12 protein-coding genes and 3 pseudogenes are annotated in these 9,960 nt (G+C 43.4%); 4 read left to right on the forward strand and 11 right to left on the reverse strand.

Annotated features, from left to right (window positions below; all coding sequences use genetic code 11):
• Window positions 1–153: pseudogene (locus FEK42_RS22300) on the forward strand (RNA-guided endonuclease TnpB family protein); the annotation flags it as partial.
• 184 nt (window positions 154–337) lie between these two features.
• Complete coding sequence (locus FEK42_RS22305) at window positions 338–907, forward strand: flavin reductase family protein (protein ID WP_130210861.1); 570 nt, start codon at window positions 338–340, stop codon at window positions 905–907.
• Between the two features lie 3 nt (window positions 908–910).
• Here the strand turns inward: FEK42_RS22305 and pptA are convergent, their stop codons facing one another.
• A complete protein-coding gene (gene pptA / locus FEK42_RS22310; RefSeq protein WP_130210863.1) occupies window positions 911–1,138 on the reverse strand; it encodes a tautomerase PptA in 228 nt (75 codons plus the stop codon).
• Between the two features lie 305 nt (window positions 1,139–1,443).
• Here pptA and FEK42_RS22315 point away from each other — a divergent pair, with 305 nt between their 5' ends.
• Both FEK42_RS22315 and FEK42_RS22320 read left to right on the forward strand, forming a co-directional pair.
• Window positions 1,444–3,420 carry an alkyl sulfatase dimerization domain-containing protein gene (locus FEK42_RS22315; RefSeq protein ID WP_135492631.1) on the forward strand — a complete coding sequence of 659 codons (1,977 nt, stop codon included), beginning with the start codon at window positions 1,444–1,446 and terminating at the stop codon, window positions 3,418–3,420.
• A gap of 102 nt (window positions 3,421–3,522) precedes the next feature.
• Window positions 3,523–4,572, forward strand: a complete 1,050-nt coding sequence (locus FEK42_RS22320) for a GGDEF domain-containing protein (RefSeq protein WP_138211979.1) — start codon at window positions 3,523–3,525, stop codon at window positions 4,570–4,572.
• A 212-nt stretch (window positions 4,573–4,784) separates the two neighbouring features.
• On the opposite strand, the gene FEK42_RS22325 is transcribed toward FEK42_RS22320, so the two are convergent.
• From FEK42_RS22325 to FEK42_RS22885, 10 genes and pseudogenes are all read right to left on the reverse strand, one after another.
• Complete coding sequence (locus FEK42_RS22325; RefSeq protein WP_135492630.1) at window positions 4,785–5,138, reverse strand: hypothetical protein; 354 nt, start codon at window positions 5,136–5,138, stop codon at window positions 4,785–4,787.
• Between the two features lie 380 nt (window positions 5,139–5,518).
• The gene (locus tag FEK42_RS23140; protein ID WP_346763567.1) at window positions 5,519–5,623 is read right to left on the reverse strand and encodes an RHS repeat-associated core domain-containing protein; all 105 of its coding nucleotides are present in this window, start codon (window positions 5,621–5,623) and stop codon (window positions 5,519–5,521) included.
• Window positions 5,624–5,672: 49 nt separating this feature from the next.
• Entirely contained in the window at window positions 5,673–6,158 is a 486-nt protein-coding gene (locus FEK42_RS22340) for a hypothetical protein (RefSeq protein ID WP_138211977.1), read from the reverse strand.
• Complete coding sequence (locus FEK42_RS22815) at window positions 6,155–6,397, reverse strand: hypothetical protein (RefSeq protein ID WP_167852524.1); 243 nt, start codon at window positions 6,395–6,397, stop codon at window positions 6,155–6,157. The genes FEK42_RS22340 and FEK42_RS22815 overlap by 4 nt, the downstream gene beginning before the upstream one ends.
• A gap of 111 nt (window positions 6,398–6,508) precedes the next feature.
• Window positions 6,509–6,571: pseudogene (locus tag FEK42_RS23270) on the reverse strand (hypothetical protein); the annotation flags it as partial.
• A 109-nt stretch (window positions 6,572–6,680) separates the two neighbouring features.
• Window positions 6,681–7,256 carry a hypothetical protein gene (locus FEK42_RS22350; RefSeq protein ID WP_135492627.1) on the reverse strand — a complete coding sequence of 192 codons (576 nt, stop codon included), beginning with the start codon at window positions 7,254–7,256 and terminating at the stop codon, window positions 6,681–6,683.
• The gene (locus FEK42_RS23145; RefSeq protein WP_135492626.1) at window positions 7,253–7,543 is read right to left on the reverse strand and encodes a hypothetical protein; all 291 of its coding nucleotides are present in this window, start codon (window positions 7,541–7,543) and stop codon (window positions 7,253–7,255) included. Before FEK42_RS23145 ends, FEK42_RS22350 begins: the two co-directional genes overlap by 4 nt.
• A 51-nt stretch (window positions 7,544–7,594) precedes the next feature.
• Window positions 7,595–7,773: pseudogene (locus FEK42_RS23150) on the reverse strand (RHS repeat-associated core domain-containing protein); the annotation flags it as partial.
• Window positions 7,774–7,855: 82 nt separating this feature from the next.
• Window positions 7,856–8,473: a hypothetical protein gene (locus FEK42_RS22365; protein ID WP_138211978.1), complete on the reverse strand. Its 618-nt coding sequence runs from the start codon at window positions 8,471–8,473 to the stop codon at window positions 7,856–7,858.
• 17 nt (window positions 8,474–8,490) lie between these two features.
• Window positions 8,491–9,960: RHS repeat-associated core domain-containing protein (locus FEK42_RS22885; RefSeq protein WP_240783162.1), on the reverse strand; the 1,470-nt coding region annotated here is incomplete at its 5' end.

Raw genomic sequence — 9,960 nt, forward strand, 5'->3', positions numbered from 1 at the left:
TCCGTTCTATGTGGATATACTGCGAACTCCGATGTAAACGGCGCTCGTAACTTTTTTGGGGCGGGACACGCCGTTCTTGCCTGTGGAGGGATGGTGCAGTCAGGCCGCCCGTTGAAGCAGGAACCCACCGAAATGATTCAGGCGACAGCCTGAACGTAGCAGGGATCCTCGTCATTCAGGGCGTGGAGGATGTCAAAACCTGGAATAGACGCCGCACAGGCTATTTTGTGCGATCGCGGACATGCATCACGTTCGCAAATCGCCGATCCCGTTAATTTCGTTGCTTATTGCGTTACGAGCTACGCTTTTAAAACAACCTTCTTAGCGAGGCGATACCGTGAGCCGATTCATCCCCGTAGAATTACACCATGCCAGCCGTCTGTTAAATCATGGTCCTACTGTCCTGATCACCAGTTTAGATGAGCAATCCCAGCGGCGTAACATTATGGCGGCAGCCTGGTCAATGCCGGTGGAGTTTGAACCTCCACGCGTGGCGATTGTAGTAGATAAATCGACATGGACGAGGGAGTTGATTGAACGTAACGGTAAATTTGGCATCGTTATCCCGGGCGTTGCAGCGACTAACTGGACGTGGGCAGTGGGAAGTGTATCTGGGCGTGAAGAAGATAAATTTAATTGCTATGGCATTCCGGTGGTGAAAGGTCCGGTGCTTGGTTTGCCACTTGTTGAAGAGAAATGTCTGGCGTGGATGGAGTGCCGATTGCTACCAGCGACTTCCGCGCAAGAGAAATACGACACGCTGTTTGGCGAAGTGGTATCAGCAGCGGCAGACGCACAGGTATTTGTCGAAGGCCGCTGGCAGTTTGATGATGATAAGCTCAATACGTTGCATCATTTAGGCGCTGGCACGTTTGTTACCAGCGGCAAGCGTGTTACGGCTGGTTAAGCATTACATGCTGTAACCAGGTTTCTTTATCAAGGCATCCATTTGGGGCGCAATTTCGGCGTCCCAGATAGCTTGCCATGATTCTGGTTGAATCTGTTGTAGCGCAATGCTTATCGAACTGTCTTTACTGTTCAGATGGCGAATAATAACGTCGGTAATATCTGCAGCAAGCGCTGCTTTTTGTTGTTCGTCCAGTTCACGCGGAAAACATTTAATGTCTATGTGCGGCATGATTGTGCTCCTTTTGAAAGATGTCAGTAAAATTAACACACGTTGTGAATGTCGTGTGTCCGGTAATGCGTTTTTACGGTAATAATGCCTACTTGAAATTGTACATATTTGTACTACACCCTTTTAAATAAAGCGCCAACGAAAACGTTAACTTGCAGAATATATTCTTCGCCAACATGCCATTAAGAAAACACCAAGTTCCCGGCTTGCCAATTTGTTAACGCCCATTATAGTTATTCTTGCCCTCACTAAAAATTTTCATCCGTAATTACCCTCAATAAAAATCCATTCTGGAGACACTTAAGATGCAGCTTAATCATATTGTTAAAAGTCTGCTAATAACGGGATTATTCACCACCAGTTCCTTACCTCTCCTCGCGGCGGAAGCCCCTAAAAACGCCACCGCAGCCACGCAGCAAGCAAACAATTTACTCTATAACCAGTTGCCGTTTTCCGATAACACTGACTTTACTGATGCCCATAAAGGTTTTATTGCCCCTATTCCTCAGGACGTGATTAAGGGCGAACAAGGAAATGTTATCTGGGATCCACAACAATACGCTTTTATCAAAGAAGGCGATAAAGCCCCTGATACGGTGAATCCAAGTTTATGGCGTCAGGCGCAACTGATAAATATCAGCGGATTATTTGAAGTGACTGAAGGTGTCTATCAGATTCGTAACTTCGATCTATCAAATATGACCATCATTGAAGGCAAAGAGGGTATTACCGTCGTTGATCCACTTGTTTCAGCAGAAACAGCCAAAGTTGGGATGGATCTCTATTACAAAAATCGCGGCCAGAAACCGGTAGTGGCGGTTATCTACACACACAGTCATGTCGATCACTACGGTGGTGTTCGCGGCGTAATTGATGAAGCTGACGTTAAATCAGGCAAAGTTAAAATCTATGCGCCAGCCGGATTTTTGGAGGAGGCCGTTTCCGAAAATATTATGGCTGGCAATGTGATGAGCCGACGAGCCAGTTATATGTATGGCAACTTATTGAAACCTGATGTTAAAGGCCAGGTTGGCGCGGGACTGGGAACAACCACTTCAGCAGGAACGGTCACGTTGATTGCTCCTACTAACTACATCACCAAAACCGGGCAAAAAGAAACTATTGACGGGTTGACCTATGATTTTCTGATGGCGCCAGGTTCCGAAGCGCCTTCTGAAATGCTGTGGTTTATTGAAGAAAAGAAACTGATCGAAACAGCAGAAGATGTCACGCACACCCTTCATAACACCTATTCGCTGCGCGGGGCTAAAATTCGCCAACCGCTGCCGTGGTCAAAATATATTAACGAAGCGCTCAATTTATGGGGTGATAAAGCCGAGATTATTCTCGCTCAACATCACTGGCCAACCTGGGGCAATGATAACGTGGTCAAACTGCTTAAAAGCCAGCGTGATTTGTATCGTTACATCAATGATCAAACTCTGCGTATGGCAAATCAGGGGATGACCCGTGATGAAATTGCCGCAAACTTTAAACTGCCCTCTTCACTGGCTAACACCTGGGCGAATCGCGGCTATTACGGTTCGGTGAGCCATGATGTGAAAGCAACTTATGTGCTTTATCTCGGCTGGTTTGATGGTAACCCTGCAACGCTTGATGAACTGCCGCCAGAAGAAGGCGCAAAGAAATTTGTCGAGTATATGGGCGGTGCTGATGCCATTTTACAAAAAGCCAAACAGGATTATGACCAGGGTAATTTCCGCTGGGTTGCTCAGGTTGTCAGTAAGGTGGTGTTTGCGGATCCAAACAACCAGGCAGCGAGAAATCTGGAAGCTGATGCGCTTGAGCAGTTAGGCTATCAGGCTGAATCTGGGCCGTGGCGTAATTTCTATCTCACTGGCGCACAGGAATTGCGTAACGGCGTACAAAAATTACCAACACCAAATACTGCCAGCCCTGACACTGTGCGTGCAATGACGCCAGAGATGTTCTTTGATTATCTTGCCGTCCATATTAATGGTGAGAAAGCGGCAGACGCCAAAGCCGTGTTGAATTTCGATTTTGGTGAAGATGGCGGAACCTATAAAGTGGAGCTTGAAAATGGTGTTCTCAATCATACCGCTGGTGTAGAGGCTTCGAATGCTGATGCCACTATCACTCTGTCTCGTGATGTATTGAACAAAATAGTACTGAAAGAAGAGACGCTGAAAGAAGCCACGGACAAAGGAGATGTCAAAATTACCGGCAATGCGGAAAAACTCAACGAGCTGTTAGGTTATATGGATAATTTTGAGTTTTGGTTCAATATAGTGACACCATAAATTCAGTATAAATCGGGCAGGTTTCCTGCCCTTTTCTGGTTATAAGAAATGGTTTCTGATAAAAGAAAAAACGCTCATTGTTCGTGGAAAAATCGCCAGGATATGGTTATTCGCGGAATGTCGATTAGCCTGCCGTGGTTTGCCTTGATTAACATCTGTTTTTCATCGATGATTTTGCTGCGTGGTATTTTGTTTAATGAGGACATGACTTCAGGGTTTAATGAGAAAAACCTTGTACATACTATTGATATTTCATCTTTCGGCATTCTGCTGATTAGTGGCCTTTTATTGCTCATCTCCCGAAAGAAAATGCTGTATATTCAGCAACTATTGGTCATTCTAAGCCTGTTATGGTCATGGTGTTGCTTTTATTTCATTGCACACTGGACGCTACCTTTTGCTTATCCTCTGTGTGTATTATTAATGCTTAGTGCTGTTGTTGCGCTGTATTTTCATACGCCATCATTACTCGCATTTATCACTCCATTATGGTTTAGCATCCCGTTAGCCAGTCTTGTTCTCAATCAGCATGTGAATGTTCATTTCGCTGTCATCTGGGGCCTTTTTTCACTGGCGCTATATGGTGGGCGACTTATTTTATTACGTTGGTTTGAAGAAGCATGGCAACAAAACAAGTACAACAACCAGTTAATTAATCGCCTTGATGCATTAGCACATCGCGATCCTTTAACTGGGATAGCAAACCGACGTGCAATGAACAGTATCTTACACGACGCGATAGATAACGGCGGGTCATTTGCTCTCATTATGTTGGATGTCGATTTTTTTAAACGCTACAACGACACCTACGGGCACCCAGCGGGCGATAAATGTTTGATACAAGTTGCCGACGCCCTGCAACGCGCAATTCGCCAGCCTGAAGATATAGTCGCTCGTTATGGTGGCGAAGAGTTTGCCATCCTACTTTTTAATGCAACATTGCCGGAAGCTGAGGCGGTAGCAGCCAGAGTGAAGCAAGAACTTAAACTGGCAGCTATCCCGCATCAGGCATCTGCTGTTAGTGCATTTGTTACGGTTAGTCAGGGGATTGCCTGTTCTGCTCCCGCAAAAACGGCTGAACAAATTGTTTCAGATGCCGACGCCGCGTTATACCGGGCGAAAGAAAATGGGCGAAATCGATGGGTGAAATAAGCATTAGGGGACTGGCCAGATTACGTCTCTCCGCTCTCAACAAGGGCTGACGGGTGGTAATATTTGTCTAGAGCTATTGTAAGTATCCCGCATAATCGTACCACCCATTTCCTCTATAAATCATAAAAATGGTAGTGCCATAATCATAATTTATATCTATGCGTCGAAAAACTAAGAGGATTGATTACCTAAATATTTATTATTTACATTAATTAAACACAGCAATACCACATCCATCCATCGTGATGGAAATAAAAGGCAACTTTTTCATCAGGACATACAAGAATACTATCATCATGAATTTGTTCAAATGTAACTGGTGAGAGTCTTTCATTGCATAAATATCGTTCAAAATAGAATCCATGTCTTATATTTTTTTTATCAATCAAATGAGAAAACTCCTCGCTTATATTCTTCTCTATTAATACGCATCGTTCATTAAGATGCTTTTCTATTTTGTCAATTTTAGAAGAAAACTTATCCCATTTGCCAGAAGTTAATGATATCCAATGCGCTTGCCTGTTCTTTACAATAAAATATTTAATAAAAAAAATTAGATTTTTCATTACCTTATCCTAAAATGTATGATGATTATTTATATCTCGCCCATCACCCTGACGTGAAATATCAGGCTTTTGACCTTCATGATAATGAGGCTCTGGATGCGATGAGTCTGGATGAGATTCAGGATGACTATATTTTTGTTGTTGATTGTACCGACTCCATTTTTCTCTCCACTTTTTCAACTGTTCTGGAGTTGCATTTGGTGGCGGATTTTTAGGTGGTTGAGGCCGTTTTCTCCCGTTATGTGCATGAGCCGCTGCTTCTCTCGCTCTTTTTCTTGTGGAATGGCGAGTTGATTTATTTTGAGGACGTCCACACCACGTTCTTCGTAGACCTAATGGGTCTGTATAGGACAGCGGATTCGGCGCATAAGCATAAAGGTTTATCCCCCCCGCCTGCAGTCCGGATCGTAGTATCTGAAACGCTTATAATGCAGTCCCGTCTCACGGTCAAGGCATTGCCCCTGAAAACGCAGGTTCTGTTGTATCCTTACATATCATCCACACGCTCGCCACGCACTCCACCCCACTGCGCTCTTAAATCACATTGGATATATCGTTAAGTGTATATTTAAAAATCTCCTCATTTATTTTATCAATCAAAGAAGACCATTCAGAAACATATTCAGACGCCTGAATAATTGCACTAAAATCCTCAATTTCACTATTCGGAAAACCTGTGTCGAAACCTTTTCTATAATAAACCTCGACAAATTCATTCTTATTTTTATAATCGATGTAAAAATCAGAACCTTGCTCGCAAAACCAAATGCTTTCATCTACAGGTAGATTATCCCTTACATTTCTTATTGATTTCAGTATGTCATCAAGACACACTGAAAAATCGTAAAACAAATCGATGTTAATTTTATGTAACTCATCAAAATATATAATTATCTCCCCATTTACATACTGAGAAAGCTGTTCTAACGCAAAACTGAACGGAGAACACTCCATCTCTTGCTCATTTAAATCTACATCTATTTCCGGTTCTTTTTCATTTATGAACAATTCTATCTTCATGGCTGATCCCCAAGAATATAAGGAAATGCGGTAGTAGGTTCACCATCGGCACCAATAACAACCCTTACAACATCCGTAGATTTATCTGTACCATCCGGATAATGAACCCTGGAAGGTCGAGAGACAGTTACATCATGAACACCAGGAGTGGATGGTGCTTTTTCAAATGCCTCTTCAATTAATCTATTATCACTAAAATGTCCCTGCGGTTTATTTCTTGATCTGGCACGATCTTTCATAGACTGAACACTACGTTGAGAACCATGTCGATCGCGGGCATGACCATATTTATTCCGACTCATACCTGCTTTATGATTGGGCTTAAAACAATTTTTTTCTAAGCCAAGAGGATCGATCCAGCTTAATGGATTAGGCGCGTAAGCATAGAGGTTTATCCCCCCCGCCAGCCCTATCGGATCAGGTTATGTAACTCTTCCACGCTCCGGGTCATAGTATCTGAACAGGTCATAATGCAGTCTCGCCTCACAACCAAAGTCATCCATTGAGAATGCAAAGGCAGAATTATCTTCCGACTAAATTCATTTTTAGTTCATTAGCCAACTCAACTATGTCTTTATCTTGACTATGTATTCCTAATGTTACATGCATATTTAACAATGTATTATTTCTTATAACATACAAAAACTCTCCAATATCTTTATATAAATAATAGTCTAAACCATTCTTATAAAAACTGGATATGATATCTTCGACTAACTCATGTCGAGCTAACAACCATCCACGTGAAATTATAATATTTCTTGACAGAATTTTTTCTTCATCATTACCGATGATCGATATATTTATAAGTTTCTCGAGATATAAATCAGATGAAGACAAATCAAGCAAACCGTCTTTTATTAATTTCAGAGACACTCTTCTATATTCACTATCGTTAGAACACAACAAAAACATTAAATCAGGTTCATATTCAAGAAGTAGGGAACGGACATGATAATAGTATTGGTTTAGAGCGATTTCCTGTAACTCATAGTTTGACCATGTAATCCCATTGCATTGGACTAACTCAATAAAATTACGAGTCCCTTCATTAAAACAATCTTCTATAGCAATAAACTTTTTTATAAAATTGTTCATATTTTACCACCATACTCCCATGGTAATGAATTAAACAAATCATTGAACTCATCTGGCGTCATATCTCTAGTAGGATACACTGTTGAATGTCCAGGAGACATATACCCTCCCGGCATATCACGCCCATCGTGCTTAATACCTAGCCCATCAGGCATTTTCACATCTTCAGGTAAAGTATGATAATGCCCCTGTAAACCTGATTCTTTAGGTGTTCTGGTCACTGATTTACCTTGAGGTCTTACCTTACCTGCTTGTGAAGGAAGTAAACCATGCTCATTGGGTGTCAAATCTCGCTCACGAATACCTTTTGGCCCACTCTTATTTCCAAATGCACAAAGCCGTTGTAAGCCTAACGGATCAATCCAGTTTATTGGGTTAGGCGCATAATCATATAAATTCAGCCCGCCCGCCAGCCCTATCGGATCAGGATGCGTAAACCTCCCACACTCCGGATCGTAGTACCTGAACAGGCTATAATGCAGTCCCGTTCACGGTCAAGGTATTGTCCCTGAAAGCGCCAGTACTGCATCACGCCTTGGCCGTCAGTCAGGGCTTTCACATAGTATATCGATATGGGAAATTTGAACTATTTAAATTTTCTAACCATAATAAAGATTAAATAACTCAGCATTAAATCGCAATTTAATCTCTTTGTCGCTACTAAATCCAAGCATTCTTTCATTGAGAATTATAGAACTATCTACATTCTCTCTAGATAATTTATTTTTATTCATAGCCAATAAAACGATCAGGAATGGATATGAATAGTATTTAGGATTTCTGATTACATCATATACTAATTCTTTACTAATCTCAGATAAGTTAAAAATGGTAGGGAGATATATATTATTTAGTTTATCAATAAATAAATTACATGCTTTATCTATGCCATCTTCAGTAGTTGGTAACAGTGGGCAACCATCTTTTTCCCCCATCGTAGACATACAGTAAATATACTCAGCATTTGGTAAATTGGATTTGTATGGTGGTTTAAAACCATCAATATCTAATGTTAGTTTGGGAGATTTAACCACAACAACAGTACCATAAGCGCGTAAATTATTCAGATAGGTAAAATCAATGCGCGCTGTAACTGTGTCCGTATTTACAGTAATGTTATTCTTACCTATTTTTAGGTGTTTTTGTTCAGCAAACGAACTTTTTAGACAAAGATTAAAACGTTTCTCAAATTTACTTTTTAAATTTTTTGTTAGCATCGTGTCCATCTCTTATTTTAGTATCTGAGAAGCCAGAAGGTTGCATCAACGACATTACCATTCCCACCTACCGGTGCCCCTTTTGGCCCATTTGTAGATACTTCGAACTGCCCTTGTGTGCCTTTTGATGGACTGATGCCGCCACCACCTAAACCACCATTTGTATTTGCAGGTCCATTGTTATACACACCGGAGCCTTTTTGTCCTCGAGTGAGTCGTCCCCTCCCATTTTTTACTTCAAAAACATGATAATTACCGTTTGCATCTTGAGCCACTATATCAGCTCTTATTCTCTTACCATTTACTTTCATAGTGACTTCTTCTGCGATCACGGTAAAACCATTTCTTTCCAAATCTGCTTTTGCTTTAATTACACCACGCCTTCCACTATATGCAGATTTACATAATAAACCCAGCGGATCGATCCAACTTAATGGATTTGGCGCATACTGATAAAGATTTATTCCACCCCTTAGCCCTATCGGATCCGTAACTATGAACCGCCCGACATCCGGATCATAGTACCTGTGCAGATTGTAGTGCAGCCCCGTTTCCCTGTCGAGGTACTGTCCCTGGTAACGCAGGTTCTGTTCCACCCTGCCGTGGTCCTTCTCCTGTATCGTGTTACCCCAGACCTGATACCCCGTCTCCCACACGATTCTCCCGTCACTGTCCGTCATCTCTTCCGGCGCGCCGTTCACATCCGTGTGAAAATACAGTATCCGGTTCGGACCCTCTTTCCCCGCCTTATCCACCCGCGCCAGCGGTTCATAACTCCCCTGGTCACTGTAGATATACAGGCTGCCTGTTCCCTCCGGCCTGCTCTCCTGCGCCAGCCGCATCCCGTCCCATAAAAATTTTGTCCGGTTGTACGGCTTACCGTCAGGGCTGATGTGCTGTTTTTCCGTCCGCCTCCCCAGCGCATCGTACACATACCGGTACGTTCCCCGCACTGTCTTCACTTCCACCATCCGGTGTTCCGCATCATAACGGTAACTCTGCGTTCCGCTCCGGCCCTGCTTTTCCACCGCACGACCATATTCATCGTAACGGTAATGCACACCACGGTAAGACATCAGCCGGTTGAACGGCACCACGCTGTTTTCTGCCGTGGCCCTTTCCCCCGCGCGCCTCCCCAGCAGGTTTCCCGCCGCGTCGTACTGCCAGCTCGCCAGATACCCCTCATCCTCCGAGCGGCACGCCGTGATGCGTCCCGTGGTGTCATAGAAGTAATCCGTTTCCCCCCGCCGGCTGTGCCGCGTCTTCAGCAGTTCATCCTCGCCGCTGTAGCTGTACTGCCGGTCCGTGAACGTCTCCGGTACCACCCCGCGCATCCCGCTGTATGTCTCCCTGCGCTTCAGCCGCCCGGTGGGGTCGTAAAGCTGCCGCGTGCTCAGTCGCCCCTGACTTCTGAGCACCTCCCGGTGCAGGGCGTCACGTGTGAACTCGCTGATGACCTCCCGGTCCAGATTTATCTGCTGGAGATG

Origin of the sequence: Escherichia sp. E2748, assembly GCF_005781125.1 — a bacterium.
GTDB lineage: Bacteria > Pseudomonadota > Gammaproteobacteria > Enterobacterales > Enterobacteriaceae > Escherichia.

Excerpts from the sequence above, each read along its gene's own strand:
- pptA (WP_130210863.1), bottom strand. The coding sequence starts at position 1,138 with ATGCCGCACATAGACATTAAATGTTTTCCGCGTGAACTGGACGAACAA.
- FEK42_RS22315 (WP_135492631.1), top strand. The coding sequence starts at position 1,444 with ATGCAGCTTAATCATATTGTTAAAAGTCTGCTAATAACGGGATTATTC.
- FEK42_RS22320 (WP_138211979.1), top strand. The coding sequence starts at position 3,523 with ATGGTTATTCGCGGAATGTCGATTAGCCTGCCGTGGTTTGCCTTGATT.
- FEK42_RS22325 (WP_135492630.1), bottom strand. The coding sequence starts at position 5,138 with ATGAAAAATCTAATTTTTTTTATTAAATATTTTATTGTAAAGAACAGG.
- FEK42_RS22340 (WP_138211977.1), bottom strand. The coding sequence starts at position 6,158 with ATGAAGATAGAATTGTTCATAAATGAAAAAGAACCGGAAATAGATGTA.
- FEK42_RS22815 (WP_167852524.1), bottom strand. The coding sequence starts at position 6,397 with ATGAAAGATCGTGCCAGATCAAGAAATAAACCGCAGGGACATTTTAGT.
- FEK42_RS22350 (WP_135492627.1), bottom strand. The coding sequence starts at position 7,256 with ATGAACAATTTTATAAAAAAGTTTATTGCTATAGAAGATTGTTTTAAT.
- FEK42_RS22365 (WP_138211978.1), bottom strand. The coding sequence starts at position 8,473 with ATGCTAACAAAAAATTTAAAAAGTAAATTTGAGAAACGTTTTAATCTT.